20 protein-coding genes are annotated in these 18,484 nt (G+C 61.4%); 13 read left to right on the plus strand and 7 right to left on the minus strand.

Annotated elements, in window-relative coordinates; genetic code table 11:
* The 7 genes from NR187_RS32000 to NR187_RS32030 all read left to right on the plus strand — a co-directional run.
* The coding region (locus NR187_RS32000; protein WP_256809061.1) for a methyl-accepting chemotaxis protein at window positions 1-762 on the plus strand (762 nt) is incomplete at its 5' end.
* Window positions 763-900: 138 nt separating this feature from the next.
* Window positions 901-1,755: a protein-glutamate O-methyltransferase CheR gene (locus tag NR187_RS32005; RefSeq protein WP_211381840.1), complete on the plus strand. Its 855-nt coding sequence runs from the start codon at window positions 901-903 to the stop codon at window positions 1,753-1,755.
* A 16-nt stretch (window positions 1,756-1,771) separates the two neighbouring features.
* Window positions 1,772-2,863, plus strand: coding sequence for a chemotaxis response regulator protein-glutamate methylesterase (locus NR187_RS32010; protein ID WP_211381841.1), 1,092 nt, complete (start codon window positions 1,772-1,774; stop codon window positions 2,861-2,863).
* Window positions 2,864-2,868: 5 nt separating this feature from the next.
* A complete protein-coding gene (locus NR187_RS32015; RefSeq protein WP_211381842.1) occupies window positions 2,869-4,596 on the plus strand; it encodes a chemotaxis protein in 1,728 nt (575 codons plus the stop codon).
* Between the two features lie 149 nt (window positions 4,597-4,745).
* Window positions 4,746-5,192 carry a hypothetical protein gene (locus tag NR187_RS32020; protein WP_211381843.1) on the plus strand — a complete coding sequence of 149 codons (447 nt, stop codon included), beginning with the start codon at window positions 4,746-4,748 and terminating at the stop codon, window positions 5,190-5,192.
* A 125-nt stretch (window positions 5,193-5,317) separates the two neighbouring features.
* A complete protein-coding gene (locus NR187_RS32025; protein ID WP_211381844.1) occupies window positions 5,318-5,602 on the plus strand; it encodes a hypothetical protein in 285 nt (94 codons plus the stop codon).
* A 455-nt stretch (window positions 5,603-6,057) separates the two neighbouring features.
* A complete protein-coding gene (locus tag NR187_RS32030) occupies window positions 6,058-7,140 on the plus strand; it encodes an acyltransferase (RefSeq protein WP_211381845.1) in 1,083 nt (360 codons plus the stop codon).
* Window positions 7,141-7,161: 21 nt separating this feature from the next.
* On the opposite strand, the gene NR187_RS32035 is transcribed toward NR187_RS32030, so the two are convergent.
* Both NR187_RS32035 and NR187_RS32040 read right to left on the minus strand, forming a co-directional pair.
* On the minus strand, window positions 7,162-7,527 hold the full coding sequence (locus NR187_RS32035; protein WP_211381846.1) for a VanZ family protein: 366 nt from the start codon (window positions 7,525-7,527) through the stop codon (window positions 7,162-7,164).
* A gap of 203 nt (window positions 7,528-7,730) precedes the next feature.
* The gene (locus NR187_RS32040; protein ID WP_211381847.1) at window positions 7,731-7,904 is read right to left on the minus strand and encodes a hypothetical protein; all 174 of its coding nucleotides are present in this window, start codon (window positions 7,902-7,904) and stop codon (window positions 7,731-7,733) included.
* A gap of 694 nt (window positions 7,905-8,598) precedes the next feature.
* On the opposite strand from NR187_RS32040, the gene NR187_RS32045 reads away from it, so the two are divergent.
* Both NR187_RS32045 and NR187_RS32050 read left to right on the plus strand, forming a co-directional pair.
* Window positions 8,599-8,754: a hypothetical protein gene (locus NR187_RS32045; RefSeq protein ID WP_211381848.1), complete on the plus strand. Its 156-nt coding sequence runs from the start codon at window positions 8,599-8,601 to the stop codon at window positions 8,752-8,754.
* Between the two features lie 407 nt (window positions 8,755-9,161).
* Window positions 9,162-9,425, plus strand: coding sequence for a hypothetical protein (locus tag NR187_RS32050; protein WP_211381849.1), 264 nt, complete (start codon window positions 9,162-9,164; stop codon window positions 9,423-9,425).
* A gap of 386 nt (window positions 9,426-9,811) precedes the next feature.
* On the opposite strand, the gene rfbB is transcribed toward NR187_RS32050, so the two are convergent.
* Window positions 9,812-10,876 carry a dTDP-glucose 4,6-dehydratase gene (gene rfbB, locus NR187_RS32055; RefSeq protein ID WP_211381850.1) on the minus strand — a complete coding sequence of 355 codons (1,065 nt, stop codon included), beginning with the start codon at window positions 10,874-10,876 and terminating at the stop codon, window positions 9,812-9,814.
* Window positions 10,877-10,888: 12 nt separating this feature from the next.
* Window positions 10,889-11,776, minus strand: a complete 888-nt coding sequence (gene rfbA, locus NR187_RS32060) for a glucose-1-phosphate thymidylyltransferase RfbA (protein WP_211382415.1) — start codon at window positions 11,774-11,776, stop codon at window positions 10,889-10,891.
* An 87-nt stretch (window positions 11,777-11,863) separates the two neighbouring features.
* Between rfbA and rfbC the strand changes: the two genes are divergently transcribed.
* The 3 genes from rfbC to NR187_RS32075 all read left to right on the plus strand — a co-directional run bounded on the left by rfbC (window position 11,864) and on the right by NR187_RS32075 (window position 13,849).
* A complete protein-coding gene (rfbC, locus tag NR187_RS32065) occupies window positions 11,864-12,418 on the plus strand; it encodes a dTDP-4-dehydrorhamnose 3,5-epimerase (RefSeq protein ID WP_211381851.1) in 555 nt (184 codons plus the stop codon).
* 1 nt (window position 12,419) lies between these two features.
* A complete protein-coding gene (gene rfbD, locus NR187_RS32070; RefSeq protein WP_211381852.1) occupies window positions 12,420-13,316 on the plus strand; it encodes a dTDP-4-dehydrorhamnose reductase in 897 nt (298 codons plus the stop codon).
* 110 nt (window positions 13,317-13,426) lie between these two features.
* On the plus strand, window positions 13,427-13,849 hold the full coding sequence (locus NR187_RS32075; protein ID WP_211381853.1) for a hypothetical protein: 423 nt from the start codon (window positions 13,427-13,429) through the stop codon (window positions 13,847-13,849).
* A gap of 37 nt (window positions 13,850-13,886) precedes the next feature.
* Here NR187_RS32075 and NR187_RS32080 read toward each other — a convergent pair whose 3' ends face one another.
* Window positions 13,887-14,621 (minus strand): metallophosphoesterase family protein, encoded by a 735-nt coding sequence (locus NR187_RS32080; protein ID WP_211381854.1) that lies wholly within the window; start codon window positions 14,619-14,621, stop codon window positions 13,887-13,889.
* A gap of 173 nt (window positions 14,622-14,794) precedes the next feature.
* On the minus strand, window positions 14,795-15,073 hold the full coding sequence (locus tag NR187_RS32085; protein ID WP_211381855.1) for a hypothetical protein: 279 nt from the start codon (window positions 15,071-15,073) through the stop codon (window positions 14,795-14,797).
* A gap of 344 nt (window positions 15,074-15,417) precedes the next feature.
* On the opposite strand from NR187_RS32085, the gene NR187_RS32090 reads away from it, so the two are divergent.
* On the plus strand, window positions 15,418-16,845 hold the full coding sequence (locus tag NR187_RS32090; RefSeq protein WP_211381856.1) for an undecaprenyl-phosphate glucose phosphotransferase: 1,428 nt from the start codon (window positions 15,418-15,420) through the stop codon (window positions 16,843-16,845).
* Window positions 16,846-17,083: 238 nt separating this feature from the next.
* Here the strand turns inward: NR187_RS32090 and NR187_RS32095 are convergent, their stop codons facing one another.
* Complete coding sequence (locus NR187_RS32095; RefSeq protein WP_211381857.1) at window positions 17,084-18,457, minus strand: cellulase family glycosylhydrolase; 1,374 nt, start codon at window positions 18,455-18,457, stop codon at window positions 17,084-17,086.
* Window positions 18,458-18,484: the final 27 nt, after the last annotated feature.

Consider the following 18,484-nt stretch of genomic DNA (forward strand, 5'->3'; position numbering starts at 1 on the left):
CAGAACGCCGCCAACGCCAACCAGAGCGAGAAGATCGCCGCGCAGTCGGCCAAGGATGCCGAGGCCAGCGGCGCCGCGGTCGGCCGCGCCGTCAATGCGATGCAGACCATCGCCGAGAAGATCACGATCGTGCAGGAGATCGCACGCCAGACCGACCTGCTCGCGCTCAACGCGGCGGTCGAAGCCGCGCGCGCCGGTGAGCATGGCAAGGGCTTTGCCGTCGTGGCTTCCGAAGTGCGCAAGCTTGCCGAGCGCAGCCAGGCGGCCGCCGCCGAGATCGGCACGCTCTCGACCGAGACCGTCAAGGTGGCGCAGGAAGCCGGCCATATGCTTGCCAAGCTTGTGCCCGACATCAAGAAGACCGCCGAGCTGGTCGAGGAGATCACGGTGGCGTGCCGCGAGCAGGACGTCGGTTCGGCCCAGATCAACCAGGCGATCCAGCAACTCGACAAGGTCGGCCAGCAGAACGCCAGCGCCTCCGAGCAGGTGTCCTCGACCTCCGAGGAGCTCGCCTCCCAGGCCGAGCAGCTTCAATCCACCATCGCCTATTTCCGCATTGAGCACGGCGGAAAGGGCCCCGCGCCGATCGACCGGGCGGTCAACCAGTTGCGCGCCAAGGCAGCCACCATGGCGGCGGTCGAGCGTCCGGCCAGGAAGCCGCAGGCCAAGCCGGTGCGGGCCGTCAAGGCGGCCGGTGGCGGCGGCTTTGCCTTCGACATGAACGACGGCGAGGATGATCGGGACGCCGAGTTCCAGCGCTGAGACCCGTCAAGCGATCGGTCCATCCGTCACCAATAGGCCGATCGGTCGCCAGTGATTGCGTAAACGCGTGGGATTGAAGATGGCCCGTACGGCCCGACATTCGATGCAGGCGGCCATCCCGGACGGGGGCAGGCAACGATGATGCCTGCAATGCAGGATACGGCCGTCCATCTTTCGGACCGCCACTTCCGGACCATCGCCGAATTGATCGAAGGCCAGGTCGGTATCAAACTCCCGCAGGGCAAGCGGCTGATGCTGGAGGGGCGGCTGCACAAGCGCGTGCGCGCGCTGAATTTCTCCGACGTCAACGAGTATGTCGACAACCTGTTCGAACCGGATTATTTCGATAACGAGCTCACTCAACTCATCGATGTGGTGACGACCAACAAGACCGACTTCTTCCGCGAGCCCCAGCACTTCACCTTCATGCGGGAGGTCGCGATCCCCGCTTTGCTCAAATCGCATGGACGGAAGAGTGCGAACCTGAAGGTCTGGAGCTCGGCGAGCTCGACCGGCATGGAAGCCTACACCACCGCCATGGTGCTGGACGACATGACAAGAAACGGCTCGCGGTTTCAGTACCGTATCCTGGGGACCGACATTTCAACCGCGGTGCTCCGCCTCGCCCAGACCGCGATCTATGCGCGCGACGTGCTTGCGCCGGTGCCGGAGCACTTCGTGAAGCGATATTTCCTGTCGTCGCGGGACAAGTCGCGTGGTGAGGTACGGGTCGTGCCGGAGCTGCGGCGCATGGTGCATTTCATGCGGATGAACCTGATGGATGCATCCTATCCCGTCGATCGCGACGTCGACATGATCTTCTGCCGCAACGTCCTGATCTATTTCGACAAGCCGACCCAGCGCAAAGTTGTCGAGCAACTCTGCAATCATCTGCGGCCCGGCGGCTATTTACTGGTCGGACATTCGGAATCGATGATTCACAGTGCAGTGCCGGGTTTGAAGCAAGTTCAGCCAACCATTTTCCAGGTCTAGCCGGAGCGCAACCAGAATGCCGAGGGAGAAAGTTCGCGTACTGATCGTGGACGATTCGGCGTCGGTGCGCCAAATCCTGCAAACGATCCTCAATGAGGATCCCGAGATCGAGGTGATGGGGACGGCTTCCGATCCGTTTGCGGCGGCGCGACGTCTCCAGAACGAGATCCCCGATGTCATGATCCTCGACATCGAGATGCCGCGCATGGACGGCATGACGTTCCTGCGCAAGATCATGGCGCAGCGTCCGATCCCGGTGATCATCTGCTCCTCGCTCACCGAGGAAGGTTCGAACGTGATGTTCGAGGCGTTCGAGGCGGGCGCAGTCGACATCGTGCCCAAGCCGAAGATCGACACGCGGCAGGCGCTGCTCGAATGCTCGATGCGGCTGCGCGAGGCCGTGAAGTCGGCGGCGCGCGCACGGGTGCGCCCGCGCACCGAACGTCGGGTGATCGAAAAGAAGCTGACGGCCGACGCCATCATCCCGCCGCCGGTGCAGGGCAAGGCGCGGCCGACAACGGAACGCATCGTTTGCATCGGTGCATCGACAGGTGGGACCGAAGCGCTCAACGACGTCCTCGAGATGCTGCCGCCGCACTGTCCGCCCATCGTCATCGTCCAGCACATGCCGGCCGGTTTCACAGCGGCCTTTGCCAAGCGTCTCGACAGCGTCTGCCAGATCCGGGTCAAGGAAGCCGAGGACGGCGATCCGGTGCTGCCGGGCTGCGCCTATATCGCGCCGGGCGCCCGTCATATGCTGCTCCAGCGTATCGGCCTGCGCTACCAGATCGCGATCAAGGACGGCCCGCCGGTGTCGCGGCATCGCCCGTCCGTGGACGTGCTGTTCCGCTCGGCCGCCCAGCATGCCGGCGCCAATGCGCTCGGCGTGATCATGACCGGCATGGGCGACGACGGCGCGCGCGGCATGCTGGAGATGCGCAAGCTCGGCGCCTCGACGCGGGCGCAGGATGAAGAGAGCTGCGTGGTGTTCGGCATGCCCAAGGAAGCGATTGCCCATGGCGGTGTCGAGAAAATCGTCTCGCTGCACCATATCCCGCGCGAGATCATGCTCTGGTACCAGGCCGGGCATACGGCCCTGACAGGTTGATGGTCATGTCCGCCATGCCGGCCAACACGCTCATTGAAGCGACCGCCGCGGTCGACGACGTCTCGTCTCGGATCGAGGACGTCTTCGCGCGCGTCGGTCAGGAGCTGGGGCGCGGCCACCTCATCTTCAAGGAGCTGAACCAGGGCCTCGCGACGCTGTCCGAGGAACTCGCGGGCGCCGAGATCGAGGGCGCCGCAACGGCGCTACAGGAGATCGCCGCGCGGCTCAGCGAGCTTGCGCAGGCGCTTCCGGCCGAGAGCGCCCTGCTTGCGACGATCGGCACGAGCACCGTTGAGGCGTCGGCGCTGCTCAAGCCGCTGTTCAAGCACGTCCAGATGATCACCATCATCGCGCGCAGCGCGCGGATCGAGGCCGCTTCGCTCGACGGCGACCGCGAGGGCTTTCTGGCGTTCACGCAGGAGGCTTATGATCTCGGCAGGGCCGTGCAGGGCTCGATCGAGGGCTGCGCGCGGGATCAGCAGCGCCTGTCGGAAGCCGTCGCCACCGCATCCGGCCGGCAACGGGAGTTCGAGAGCCGCTACGGGAATCAACTGGTTTCGGAGAGCGCTGAGCTCGGCGCCGCCTATTCGGGATTGCTCGACCAGCGCCGCAGCAGCAGCCAGCTCGCCGTACTTGCCAGCACCAGCACCAAATGGATCGCCGAGGCGGTCGGCAGTGCGATCATCTCCTTGCAGGCCGGCGACAGCACGCGCCAACGCCTGGAGCACGTCTCCCACGGCCTTTCCCGTGTGTCCGGCTCCGCTCCGGGCCTCGTTCCTGAACCGGTTGCGAGCGACGACGGCACGCGCGCGGTCTGCCATTTGCAGGCGGCCCAACTCAGGGACGCCCAGCGCGAATTCGGCGGCGACATCGGCCAGATCGTCCGCGCGCTGACGGCCATCCTGCACGATGCGGGAAGCGTCGTCGGCCACGGCCGCACATTGTTCGGCGGCGAGGACGGCGGCTCGTCGTCGTTCCTGGCGCGCATCAAGCAGACGCTGGCGCACGCCTCGACCCTGATCGCCACCTGCGACGGCGCCGGCCGTTCGGTCGACGAGGCGCTGGCGATCGTCGAGGACACGCTGACAAAATTTCGCCAGGCGATCGCCGGGCTCGCCGAGGCGACGGTCGACATCACGCTGATCGGGATGAATGCTGGCCTCAAGGCGAGCCATCTCGGCAGCCGCGGCAGCGCCTTCGTCGTCATCGCCAACGAGCTCAAGGCGACTGCCGATCAGGTCTCGGCGGGCGCGGGGCGCTTGAGGCCCGTGCTCGACGGGATCGAGCGCTCGGCCAGGGAGCTGAAGGAGCTCCGTGTGCAGGGAGATCCCACGCAGCTCGCCAAGCTCGAGCCGCAGATCCTCCACGCGCTCCGCGAGGTCGAGGCCGGCAACGAACGGCTTGGCAAGCTGATGAGCCGGCTCGTCGCCGAAGGTGCGGAGTTCGAGGGGCTGATGAATTCGGCGCTGGGCCTGATGACCACGCTCGGTGAAGGTTCCGCTGCGCTGCCCGCGGTCGCCGGGCGCCTCGAGGCCGCGAGCGACGGCTCGCAGCGGCCGCAGCTCCATGCGGACGACGAAGCGATGCTCGACGATCTGTTCGCGCATTACACGATGGAGCGCGAGCGGGACGTTCACCGGGAATTCCTTCGAACCCTGGGGCTGGCATCGATCGCGGCGGCGCGCCGGGTCGAGGCGGTCGAGACCGCCGATGACGGCATAGAATTGTTTTGAGGTCGCGGCCGGCTTCGGCTCGAGCCTCGGCAGCAATTTGACGGGTTGACTTTGCAGGGCGTTAACCGTGGCGGAATACTCGCCGCACCGGTCATTGTCGCGCCCCAGAGTTGGCTGCAAATACGGATGAATTTCACGACGGGTGTTTCATGCTGAGAGACGGCAAATATGCTGCCTGGTTCAGAACCCCGCGCGGTCAGGGCACCGGCGTCGTGCATCTGGCCGAAGGGCGAATCTCGGGCAGCGACTGCTTCTTCACGTACGGCGGCTCTTATCGGGTCGACGAGCAACGCTTCACGGCCGTTCTGACCACGCGGCGACATTCCGAGGGCCCGCCGACCGTGTTCGGACCCGACGAGGTCGAGGTCAGGCTCTCGGGCGTGTGCAGCGGCGCGATGGCGACCTGTTCCGGAAAGGCCGACCAGGCGCCCGATGTGAAGTTCGAGGCGACGCTGATCTACAGCCAGGACGAGGCGCCGGCCGCTGACGCCAGAGGTGCGGTCGTGAAGCTCAATGCAGACAAGCTGCCCAAGGGCATCGACGGCCGTTCGCGGTCGCGCCACCCGTTTGTGCCTCCCAAGACGCCCGTTCCCTGAGGATCCTGCGCTTTAGCTTTGCATTGACGCTGTTGTCGCGAAAACGCTTCCCGGCCGCGCTGCGGCAAGAGTGCCTTTAGACGTGGAATCTAGGTTGGCGCCCATAACAAAAGGCGGACAGGGACATGCCTCAGATCTGGATGACATATGACGAATTTGCGACACTCAGCGGCTGTAACGCTGCCGAAGCCAGGGTGCAGGCGCTGCATCTGTCGCTCGATCGCCGCAAGAGCCGCGACGGGAACACCCGCGTCAAGCTGACCCCCGCATTGATGGCCCGGTTCTTCGAGACCATTCGTGAAGCCGAATTCGATCTCGATGAGGCGATCGCGGCGTTGCGCGATACCCATCGGCAGATGTCCGGCGTTCGCGCTGCCGAGCGGGAAGGGCTCGGGCGCGGAATGGCGTAAGTCCGCCGCTTAGGCGGCAAGCCGGCCCTCTTCGAATCAGGTGGTCGTACAGCCGGTGCGGCCCCGTGGGGGTGCGACAGTTGTTGCGCTCCTGCGCGATCTTGCGGCGGTCGCAAGCGCCGACATGGCTAAATTGCAGGCGGAGTTCAAGAGCACCAACTAGTGCCGCGAACGAGTCCAGGTTCTGGCAAGGCCGAAGCGGCGTGTGACACGGCGGAAAGCCTGATCCGAGGCACAGCATCGCTCGGCGAGGCGCATGCTGCGGATCTTCTGGCAAGCAAGCGGCATGCGAAGATGCGCACGGGCGGCCATCCCGGCGAGAACGGCGCCGGCGGTTGGCAAGGCGACCTAGGCGAAAAGCGAGCGCCCATTGCCAAAGGTTTAATCTTGGCTGACCGCTAATTTCCCATATTCTTGCCGGCGTTTTTTATATGTTTCCGAATGGCGTTTGAGCAATGAAATCTCCGGGAAGCCGGCACTACCCTATTCTTGATGTTTATCGGGCTATCGCATCCCTTGCCGTGCTGATTTACCATATTGCCGGATCCCTGCAGATCGCAAGTATGGCAATTCACGCGTATCTTGCCGTCGACTTCTTCTTCCTGTTGAGCGGCTTCGTCATCGATCGTGCCTACGGCATGCGGTTGGAAGATCCTTCTTTCAAGTTTGAATTCCTGTTGCGGCGTTTCGTCCGTCTTTGGCCGATGATCATTCTGGGCACCCTTGTCGGCGCCGCTGTTTCAATTGGCGGCCTCTTGAGAGGGCATGCGCTGGACCTGACCAAAATGGCCCTGGTGCTGTCATGTGGGTTGCTGCTTTTGCCCTTTGGCCGAATGCCGTTGACCGCATCCGTCTTTCCGTTTGATGGCCCTCTTTGGTCTCTGTTCTATGAAGTGGTGGCAAATGTTGTCTACTGTTTCGCGTTTCGGTGGCTACGCATACCCGTACTCTCAATCCTCGCGGTTCTTTTCGCGGTAGGACTGGTTGTGGTGTCGCTCGAACAGGGCGACCTCGAATTGGGAGCAAGAACCGGAGAAGTCTATGCTGGTTTGCTCCGTGTCGGCTTTTCATTTTTTGCCGGCGTCCTTATGTCGAGGATCGGAACGGTATCCATCGTCAGCGGTCCTACGGCCGTCGCCTCCGTCGTGGTTTTGGTTGGTGTGTTCATTGCACCTTTGCCCCAGCACCCGATGTACGATGTTGCATGTATTCTTGTCGTATTCCCGGTCTTGATATGGGGCGGCGCCGGGACAGCCGTGCCGCCGGGCTGGAGGCAGGCATGCAGGTTCGCTGGAGAGCTTTCCTATCCGCTGTACGCGGTGCACTACCCGATCACGCGCATCTTCTTCTATTTTCAGGAAACTCTTGCCCTTGGCAAAATGGCGCTCGCCCTTTCGATCGTGCTGGAGGTGATCACTTGCCTCGGCGCTGCGTACGTTGCGACGAAATTTGTCGATCAGCCTGTGCGTGATAGGCTCGGCTTATGGGTTGAGCGTATTCGTTGGCCCCGTGTGGCTCCGCTGACCGGCAGCACCTAGCTCGCGCGCCATGAGACTCGACTAGGACGGCGACCTCGGCAGAAAGGCCAGAATCGTCTGGGCGAGAATGACGCCGAAAGCGCCGCCGGCTGCCTTTTGTAGCACATCGATCAAGTGGGGATCGTGGGCAGGCGTTACCGCCTGGAAAACCTCTAGCGCGACTGCGACGGCAATCACGAAGGCGCAAGCCAGCCTGATTCGGCCGGGCAGCAGGAAAGACAGCAGAAAGCCCAGCAGACAGTAGGCGCTGAATCGCTCGATGATCACCACCCAATAGGCTTCGGCGTGGCCGATGAGCGCCGGTCTGCCAGCACGTTTGACGAGTATGGCGTAGACGATGAGCGCAAGGCAGATAACTGTAGCTGCGATGAGATGGTTTCGACGCATTGCAGCATCATAACGGTTCGATCGGAGCGACGCTCCCGAAAGCCAAGAATATCGTTAAGGTCTCGACCCCGAAGTGAGGTTCGGCCTGATCGCCCGCGAGGGGAGTGGCGACGTATGACGCAACCGAAGCCGCTGTAAGTCCTGGCGGATATGGCGCACCGGGCGGCCGGCTGTTCCGCTTGGGCAAGATCGTGTTCGTGCCGTCAGCCCTTCTTCGCACCCTTCGATTTCAACGACAGGCCGAGCCGCAAGGCCATCCGCTTGATCGCGTCAGGCGATCGCCCAAGCTGTCTCGCCGCCTCTTCCAGCGAAGTCGAAGACTTGGCCAACTCCATGAGCCGGCGATCCTCCTTGAACGACCAGGGCTTGCGCGCCATAACCAAAATGATCCTCTCGTTGACATGACGACAAAGCCGCCAAGCGGACCATGTTCGCTGGACGGCCTTGCTTGGGTGGGCCGGGCCTTGGGGAAGTCCGGCGAGAGGATGGATAAGCGATGGGAGAGACTTCGCAACAAACAACGCGAATTAAGCTAACCGCTCAACCTTACCAGCATGAAATCGATGCGCGTCGCTCCGTATAACCACGGGTGTTCTGATCAGCCGAGGTCGATCCGCGCTTATCCTCGATTTCGGTCGAGGATGTTCCGGCACTTCGTCCGGCTCCTCGAAGTCCCGACCCAACGTTCATTGGAAGACCAATACGCCGCGCCGACCGCGTGCTGTTGTGCAGGCTCGACTCGCTCGGGAATCCGGAGAGACAGTATCGGTGAGCACTCACGCTTGGCGGCGAGGAAGGACGGCGCCTATTCCAGCGGCGTCAGCTCTTGCGTGAGATTCGGAATCGTTGCCGTGCGGCAAACCTGTGACTGTCAATGCCAGCCAATCATGATCGTGCCAACGTCCGATACGATCACGACGATGCGACCGAGAATCGGTCGATCGCGGCGCGAGCATGCCGCGCCGATCTCAACGAGCAGTGTTGCGCTACTCTCGGGCGAGTCGTCACGAGATCGTCTAATTCACGCGGCTATGATCACGCCAACAACAACGGACCGTTCAGAAGATCGAGATGCTTCAGAAAGCGCGAGCGGCATTCCCTCTCACCAAGCTCAGAGAGCGAGCATTTGAAGGCGCGTTTTTCAGCATAGCGCTGATCGCGATGGCAGGCTGGGTCTATTTCATCACCTTGCTGCTGGTGAGACTGTTCTTCTACTTCTTCGGCTGACGCAGACCAGGCGATCAATTCGCATCCATCGTGCTGTTAAAACACGCGGCCTGACAACAAGATCAGCAGCGCTCATCATGATGTCGACACAACTCGAAGATGAGAATGCTGGGTCATGAAGATACCGCGCTCAGCAACTGGAAGACTTCAGAATGATGATAGTTGCGATCCTGCTCTCGATCCTCGCCGGCTTTGGTTCAGGCTACGCGACGCGCGCGTGGCGATCGCGCCGGCGCAGAACGCGTCATCCGCTCTATCAGCCTTACGATCAGACCCTATCTCCACAGAATGCGTCGCTGACGAGGGTGCGGCGTGCATTCTGAGCGATTGCAACTTCGGATATGTGGGGGCCGACGTCGTCCACGGAGCGCTGGGGGGCGGGGCCGGCATTATGGGAGGGGCGCGCGATGATCAGCCCGACAAACAACGCCCACCGGCGATATTTCGTCGATGCCGCGGGCCGGCGCGTTCTGATCGGCCTGACGTGCGAGGAGACGTTCGAATTCGAACGGCTCGATAGCGAATTGGTACTCGGTCCGGCGGGGGGCCAGACCGAGCCCGACGGCCGGGATGTCTGGCCGGCTGCCGGCGAGCAGCGCTGGCTACAACTCTACGAAAAGCATGAAGGAGCCTGGAAGGCCTGGTTGGTGCAAAATCGATCCATAAGCTGATCACACGTCAAACGGAGTCGTGCGGCTTGCTCGTTGGGCTATTGTGGAAGTCGAAGTGGCGTCCGGCAGTCATGTCAGGTCGAAAAAACTAGATGCACTCTTCCTGACCAGGTGGCGCTGGGAAAAGTTTCGCGAGGCGATCCGCACCCATCCCGCGTTCCGCCGCATCGAGAACGTGCCGCGCGATGACGTTCCGAAATTTCCATCCAGGTCCGTCAAATTGATCTGCGGCCCAAATCTGCGGCTTCGGGCGCCCGTCGAGGCCACGGATCCATACGAAGTAGTATTCGTCCATTTCTCGCGGGCCCGTCGCATTCAATGCGAACAAACCGCCGATGTCCTGCACGCCGACTTGGGCAAGCCTTCGCAAAAGGACACCAATGCGGTTAGCCCAGGCCGATACGCTTCTGCTGATAACCGCGACCGAGAATGTTCTCCCACCACTCCCGATTGTCGATGAACCACTGGACGGTCTTGGCCAGCCCGCTCTCGAAGTTCTCGTCCGCACGCCATCCAAGCTGGCTCTCGAGCTTCGAAGCATCGATCGCATAACGGCGATCGTGCCCTGGACGATCGGAAACGAACGAAATCAGGCTCCGCCGAGAACCTGTCCCGGACGGCGAAATTTCATCCAGCAGATCGCAGATGCCTTCCACGACGTGGAGGTTGCTGCGCTCATTTCGTCCGCCGACATTGTATGTTTCGCCGATCACGCCGCGCTCGAGCACGAGCGCAAGCGCCTTGGCATGATCCTCTACGTAGAGCCAGTCTCGGATGTTCTGCCCGTCGCCATAAACCGGCAACGCTTCTTCGGCCAGCCCCTTGATGATCATGTGGGGGATGAGCTTTTCGGGGAAGTGATAAGGCCCGTAATTGTTCGAGCAGTTCGTCACCATTGTCGGGAGTTCGTAGGTCTCGCGCCAGGCGCGGACCAGATGGTCAGATGACGCTTTGCTCGCCGAGTAGGGCGAATTCGGTGCGTAAGAGGTTGTCTCCGTGAAGTAACCGTCCTTGCCGAGCGAGCCGAACACCTCGTCCGTCGATATGTGAAGAAAGCGGAACCGTGAACGCCGGTCCGGTGACAGCCCTTTCCAGTACCGCAAGGCTTCTTGCAGCAGCGTGAAGGTGCCGACGATGTTGGTCTGAATGAATTCTCCGGGCCCATCGATCGAGCGATCGACGTGGCTTTCGGCTGCCAAATTCATGACCGCGACGGGCTGGTACTTTTCGAACAGTTTACGGAGTGACGGCGCTTCGCAAATGCACTGCTTCTCGAACGCGTAGCGCGGATTTGCGACGGCGCCCGGGATCGACTCGAGATTTGCCGCGTAAGTGAGCTTGTCGACGTTGACGACGCGCGCGTGCGTATCCCGAAGAAGATGACGGATGACTGCCGAGCCGATGAAACCGGCACCGCCCGTGACGAAAATCGTGGAGCCTTCAAAGCGCATGAGTCGTTTGCCTCAGTCCAGACCGTGAGCGGAGAAGGAGCGAGCCACCGATTGCAGATACTGGCCGTAGCTGCTCTTGGCGGTCTTCTCGGCAACCTTCGAGAAGGATTCCAGGGAAATGTAGCCGCGCCGCAAGGCAATTTCTTCCGGGCACGCGATGCGCAGCCCCTGTCGCTGTTCCAGGATCTGCACGAAGTGACTGGCTTCGACCAGGGAGGCGTGCGTTCCGGTGTCGAGCCAGGCAAACCCGCGCCCAAGAACTTCGACGAACAGGTCGCCACTGGCGAGGTATGCGTTGTTCACGTCGGTGATTTCTATCTCTCCGCGCGCGGAAGGCTTGATCTTCGCGGCGATGTCGAGCACGCGATTGTCGTAGAAATAGAGGCCCGTCACGGCCACGTTCGACTTCGGTCGCGCGGGCTTCTCTTCGATCGAACGTGCGCGCCCGTCACTGCCGAGCTCAACGACGCCATATTGCTCGGGCGTGTTGACGACATAGCCGAAGATCGTGGCGCCACTCTTGCGAGCCGCGGCCTTGGCGAGCAACTCGGGAAGTCCATGTCCGTAGAAGATATTGTCTCCCAGAACGAGCGCGACGGAATCCTCTCCTACAAACTCGCGGCCGACGATGAATGCGTCAGCAAGACCGCGCGGAGTTTCCTGCGAGGCATACGAAAACTTGACGCCGATTTCCGTTCCGTCACCAAGCAGGCGTTGAAACAGCGGCTTGTCCTGCGGCGTGGAGATGATGAGAATGTCGCGGATTCCAGCGAGCATCAGTGCCGACAGCGGATAGTAGATCATCGGTTTGTCAAAAACCGGAAGCAGTTGCTTCGACACCACGGTCGTGACGGGATAAAGGCGCGAACCTGTTCCGCCTGCGAGTATTATTCCCTTCATCGGCCCTCTCTGGTTTGCCAGCGCGAAAATATCAGATAGAGTGCGCTGCACAAGATTTTTGTCGACGCCGAGCTAGAGTCCCTGCGAATGAACGTTCTCACGACGGATTTGCCCGAAGTTCTGATCGTCGAGCCAAAGCTATTCGGTGATCAACGCGGTTTCTTCCTGGAGTCCTATCAATTCGCGCGATACGTGCAGAACGGCATTGCGCGGCCGTTCGTCCAGGACAATCTCTCGCGCTCGCGTTTCGGAGTGCTGCGTGGGCTGCATCTACAGAATCCGGCCACGCAGGGCAAGCTGGTCACGGTGCTTTGCGGTCGAGTTCTCGATGTTGCAGTTGATGTGCGCATCGGCAGCCCAAACTTTGGGCGCCATGTTGCCGTTGAACTGAGCGAAGATAATCGGAGGCAATTGTGGGTTCCTCGTGGCTTCGCCCACGGTTTCGCCGTTCTCTCCGAGACTGCGGATTTCTTCTATAAATGCGACGAGCTTTACAGTCCGAAGGATGAAATCTCAGTGCGGTGGAACGATCCGGCAATCGGCATCGACTGGGCTGTCGCGGATCCGTCACTTTCACCCAAGGATGCCGAGGCGCCGCTGTTGGCAGACGTGAAGGGCCTCCCCCGCTATGGGGAGGTCTGACATGAAGATCCTTCTGACCGGCGCTGCCGGGCAAGTTGGTGGGGCGCTGCTGCAGCAGTTTCAGGACCGCGCCAACATCGTTGCGCCGCCGCGTGAGGCGTTCGACCTGTCGCAGCCGGCGGGCCTCGCTGAAAAACTGGACGCGATCGTGCCTGATCTGATCATCAACCCCGCGGCTTATACGGCGGTCGATCGCGCAGAAGACGAGCGCGAGATGGCATTTCGTGTCAACGCTGAATCACCCAGGGCTATCGCCCAATGGGCCGCGCGCCGCCACATCCCGCTGGTGCACTTCTCGACCGACTACGTCTTCGACGGATCCGGTGACCGTCCGTGGCGTGAGGACAGCACTCCGCGCCCTCTCTCGGTGTATGGCGAGAGCAAGCTCGCTGGCGATCAGGCGATTGCCGAGGCGGGCGGACCGCATCTGATCGCGCGCACATCGTGGGTTTACGCCGCCTCGGGCGCGAATTTTCTCAAAACGATCGTGAGGCTGGCAGGAGAGCGGGAAGAACTGCGCATTGTCGCCGACCAGATCGGTAGTCCGACAACCGCAGGCGCGATCGCGCGCGCGATGGTCGCGATGCTGCAACCAGCGGACGGGGATGTTGCTGCAATGTTCGATAGACGGGGCGGCCCCGTCAATCTGGTGTGCGCCGGCGAGACAAGCTGGCACGGCTTTGCGGTCGCGATCGTTTCCGGGCTGAAGTCTCGTGGGGCCAAGTTTGCCGTAAAGCAGATCCTTCCGATCGCTTCGAGTGAATTTCCTGTCAAGGCGAAGCGACCCTTCAATTCGCGCCTGGATCTGACGCGCCTGCGGGAACGGTTCGATATTGCGATGCCGACATGGCAGCAAGCGCTTGATCCCGAACTGGACGCTCTCAACGGAACGATGTGATTTGTCCCCCCGCGCGGGCGCGCGAACGGGCAGAACGATTCGGGAGTTTAACCTTTGTTAACCATCCCGGGCCCATTTTCTGGTCTGGCGCTTCAACCGGAAATGACCGCATGTTCCAGCTCTTCCTGCGGGCTCGCACCCATAACTTCCTGAAGGACCGTTTCGGAGGAGAGCAGGCGTTCCGTGCGCGCTCGCCTGAGCGGGACGCCGAAACGGATCGCACGCGCATCGAGGCCATTATGATCGCGATCGAGGACGCCCTCCACGCGGCCGAGCGGGAACAGTCGGGCCTGAACCGGCGGGTAGAAGACGTGCTGGCGCGTGCCGCCGTGACCTTCGGCAACGGCGACGACGAATATCTCGAGCGCGAGGCGCTCGACAATCACCATCAGGATCTGTTCGACAAGGAGATCCTGAACGGCCAGCGGCGGCTCAAGGAACTCGGCGCCTCGATCGCTCATTTCAAGTTCCTGAAGGCGGCGATGCTGAGCCGCTTTCCGGAATATAGGCAGCCGACGAGCCCCACCAATTAAAGGCCGGCGCGGCCCACGACGCCGCGAGCCCTTACGGCTAGATCGCGAGCATGCTGTTGCCCTGAATGGACAGCAGCGTCAGGTTTCCGGTGGCATACGCGCCGGTATCGATGTTGGCGCGGTTCTCGTGCAACTCGGCCTGCTTCACCGGCGTGTGGCCGTGCACGACGTATTTGCCGAAGCGCCTCTTGCTCTGCAGGAATTCGTCCCTGATCCACAGCAGATCGGCCTCGCGCTGTTCTGAGAGTGGAATTCCAGGACGCACCCCGGCATGGACGAAGAAGAAGTCGCCGCAGGTGAATGTCGGCCGCAACTGACGCAGGAACGCGATGTGCTCTGGCGGCATGGCGGATGCGAGTTCGCGCACGAGATCGGACTGCTCGTCCTTGCTGAGGCCCGGTGCGGCGGACACGCCGTATGACATCATGGTCTGGAGACCGCCGAACTGAAACCATTCGGTGGCGAGCGAGGGGTCTTCCAGCACCGAAGTGAAATAGGCCTCGTGATTGCCCTTGAGAAACACCGTGTTGCGGCGGCGGCTGCGCCTGATCAGCAGATCGAGGGTGTGGCGCGAATCCGGCCCGCGATCGATATAGTCGCCGAGGAAGACCTCGATGGCGCGATAGGGCCGGCTGTTCGCCATGTCCGCGTCGATGACGGCGAACATCTGCTCGAGCAGATGCGCGCAGCCGTGGATGTCGCTCATCGCATAGATGCGCACGCCGTTCGGTAGCTTCGGCCGGGGCGGATTTCGGGGCGCTGTCGTGGACATTGGGTCCAACTCTTTCAGAGAGCTTCGCCCGAGATGTCAATATGCTAGCGACGAAATCGAGGCGCCGCGGGTCGCTTTTTTCTCCGGGCGGGCGGGATTGACGTCCCTTTGTGCGGCGGATCGATCACCTGCCGGGGGGCGGCAAGTTGTCGATCCCTGCGCGTCCGGTCTGATTAGCCGAAACTCCCGGCGTCGAGCGACGGCGCGGCTTTGTCGCGACAGGCGTTCGCCCGCGCGCGGACCAGCACTGCGCCGCCGAAATAGCCAAGCTGCAGCACCGCCGCAAAGACGAGAAGCGTAACGACGGTGTGAGCCGAATCATGCCCCTGCCAGGCCAGACCTGCGCCGAGAAAGGCTGCACCGAGAACGATGGCGGGCGGCAGGATGAATATTCTGAATCGGCCTCCTAGCAACGATCCGATCAGCAGACTGAAAACGGCTACCGTACTCACGACACAAACTCCCCGAATTGGTCACGAGTGTTAACGGTGCCGACCTAATAACGGCTTAAGCGGTATGGTTGAACAGCCGTTCAAATGCGCGCGAACTTCGGTGCGAACGTGGCGCGATCTGATAGCAAATGCGGCGCGATGCACGCATAATTGTCACGTGTGTGACAGTACTTTGGGCAACTCTTGCAGCGACGCTGCGTTGCATAAATTCGATTTGATTTTTTCGGTGCACTGCCGCAATGTCGCTTTGTTTAGTTAAGATATACTTTGGCGCACGTCGCGAATTTAGATCGATTTACTCGCAATTGCTGATTGCGAATGTGTGACGAGGCAGCGAGGTTCGGATGGCTGTAGCAACTTACGGTTCGGAAAACTTCTATTCGGGTATATCGAACCGGCGTGGTGCTCTCCAGAGACCCCTCCAGGTCGCGTTGATCGCCGGCGACTTCGTCGCCGTGCTGCTCAGCTACTTCACGGCGAGTGGTCTGTATCGCGTGCTCGCCACGGCCGAGCAGGATTCATCCGTCGGCGCCGGTCTTGTCGTCGGTGCGGTGTTTGTCACGATCGCCTATTTCCAGGGTGTGTATGACCACCATCGTCTGCTGAGCACGGTCTGGCAGCTGCGCAAGGCTCTGGCAGTCTGGCTGATCTCGCTGACCATTCTCGCGGTCGAAGCGTTTCTGCTCAAATCGTCTGCAGAGCTGTCGCGTGGGACCACGCTGCTGTTCGCCGCAACCGGCGGCCTTGCTCTGGGTGGCCTCCGCGTGCTGTGGCGCCTGGCTCTCACCTCGAGCTATGCCAAGGGGCGCCTGGTCGACCGGAAGGTGGTGCTGCTCAGCCTCAAGCCGCTGGATTTCACCTCGAATCGCCTCAAGGACCTGCGCAAGCACGGCTTCAACGTTGTGCGGCATTTCGTGCTCGAGCCCTCGGAAGAGGGCGCGGGCTGGGATCGCGAGATTCGTGACATCATTCGTCAGGCCCGGACCGCTGACGTGGAGGAATATCTCCTGGTGATCGACTGGGATGAGATGCCGCTGCTCCAGAAGCTGAGCCAGCACCTGCGCGTGGTTCCGCAGCCGATTCGTCTGCTGCCGGATTTCCCGATCGCCGATCTGGTCTCGCGTCCGTTCCAGCCCGTCAGCGGCACGGTCGCGATCGAGATCCAGCGTGCGCCGCTCAGCGTGTTTGAGCAGGCGCAGAAGCGCTGCCTCGACGTCGGTATTGCTTCGTTCGCGCTATTGTTGCTGGGGCCGCTGCTGGTGACCGCCGCGATCATGATAAAGCTCGATTCCAGGGGCAAGGTGATCTTCAAGCAGTTTCGACGCGGCTTTAACGGCAAGCAGTTCGAGATCTGGAAGTTTCGCTCGATGACGGTGGCGGAGAACGGCCATATCGTCACGCAGGCGACGAGGAGCGACGCACGGGTGACCCGTGTCGGCCGCGTGCTGCGGCGGACCAGCATCGACGAGCTGCCGCAGCTCTGGAACGTTCTGCGCGGGGAGATGTCCTTGGTCGGGCCGCGTCCGCATGCGCTCGCACACGACAACTATTACGATCCGATGATCAGCAAGTATGTCTACCGCCATCATATGAAGCCGGGCCTGACGGGGTGGGCCCAGGTCAATGGATTTCGCGGTGAAACGCCGACGATCGATCTGATGGAAAAGCGCGTCGAGTACGATGTCTGGTACGTCAGTAACTGGAGCATCTGGCTCGACATCAAGATCATCTTCAAGACGGCCCTGGCCTTGATCCATCAGGAAGCGTATTGACGGCGATCTTGCATACCGCTGGCCGGTGAAGCGCAACTGATTGCCTGTCCATCACAGGATGTTCGTGCCCGCGATCGCCGATGCGCCCATCCTGCCGCAACGGGCGGGCGCCAGCCGCAGCGCGGCTTGCCTCGGGCCTGCATCGCGCTTCGGTGGTTTCATGCAAAGCAATTCTCTCTCCGGGCGCGCCGACGTTAGCGCGGTACGACAGGCCCGGCCGGCGTCCGCCGACCGGGGATCATTGATTCAATGTGGCCTTCAGTTCGAATGGGGCTGTGGTCGGCAAGGTGATGACGACGGGGGTGGACCCTAGCCGTATTGTGCTCGACGTGGTCTTTTGCTGACACAGCGGCGCAAATTCCGGTTTTGTGTCGTTGGGAAATTCGAGCGTCGCCGAAGTCTTTTCCTGTGAGGTCCAGGCGATCAGCTGTTTTCCTCCAGGGGTCGTTGCCTCGACCACAAACAGCCCGGGCAAGGGTTGCTCAAGTCTCATTGGGCCCATGCTCTTGATGATAGCAATGGCTTCGCGGGTCGCGCATGCAGCAGGCTTTGGTGAAAAAGCGTAGTCGTACAGCCCGAAATTGTCTTCCAGGGCAGTCGGATCAGAACCCTGATCCTTCATTTCGTAGATCCAGGCCCCCTTTATCCAAGGTGTGGCTGCAGTCCAAAATAGAAATTGCGCGATATTGTTCGCGGCAGTTTGCGTTGAAATCGGGCAGGTCTTCGATGTTGTCGGCCATCCGACCTCTGTGACGAAGATGGGGATGTTTGATCCGGCGGAGTCCAGCAACTTCCGCAAGGAGCTGACTTGATGTATCGCAGCCTCTGCGGTTCGGTTGGAAACCTCGCGCTCGCAATGATTGTAGAGGTGAACGGACAAGCCGCTGGCACCTTCCAGCGCTCCGGACCGAACGAGCGCCATGGTCCACTTCCAGTCGGGATCCATTCCGACCGCCCCGACCAGCACCTGTGCCTGGGGTGCCACGCTGCGTATCCTTGCGAGCGCCTCCTTCGCGAGGGCGGAATAATTGGCCGCCGCGCGCGGATCGCTCGGGTCGCCTTCGCCGACCAGGAAGGGGCGTCCCAGCACGGCGTTCATATTCCATTCGTTCCAGATCTCGTAAATCGGGTTACGTTTGGCGGTCGCCTGAACGGCCTTCGCCGCGAAGTCGCCGAAGCTCTTTCGGCCGACGTCGGTCAGCGGGGGCTGGCCGTCAGGAACCAGAGGATTTGGATGACCCAGGATGAGCAATGGCCTTGCTTGAGTTCGATCCAGGAAATCGAACAGCTTGGCTGGTTCTCGTGCCACTTGAGTGGCCGCGTTGCCGATCGCCGGTCCAGCCTGAAACAAGCTCCAGGCGAGATCGTCCCTGACTGAATCAAAGGCGTCGGATCGCAATGTCAGCGCGGTCTTCTGAGGGGAATAGCCATATTCTCCACCTATCCCGAAGTGTACGCCGATGCCGATTATCGGCCGTTCGGCCCGCTCGGCCAACGGCTGCTTGCCAATCCAGAAGGATGTAGTTTGATTAGCCGCATAGATTTTACTGAAGAGCAAACCCGCTGCGATGACTGCAAGTGCCACTAACCCTCTTGTCGCTGCTCTGGCCATCTACGCCCTCACTTGTGTCAGGTAACG

It is taken from the genome of Bradyrhizobium sp. Bra64 (assembly GCF_024519875.1).
GTDB lineage: Bacteria > Pseudomonadota > Alphaproteobacteria > Rhizobiales > Xanthobacteraceae > Bradyrhizobium > Bradyrhizobium japonicum_G.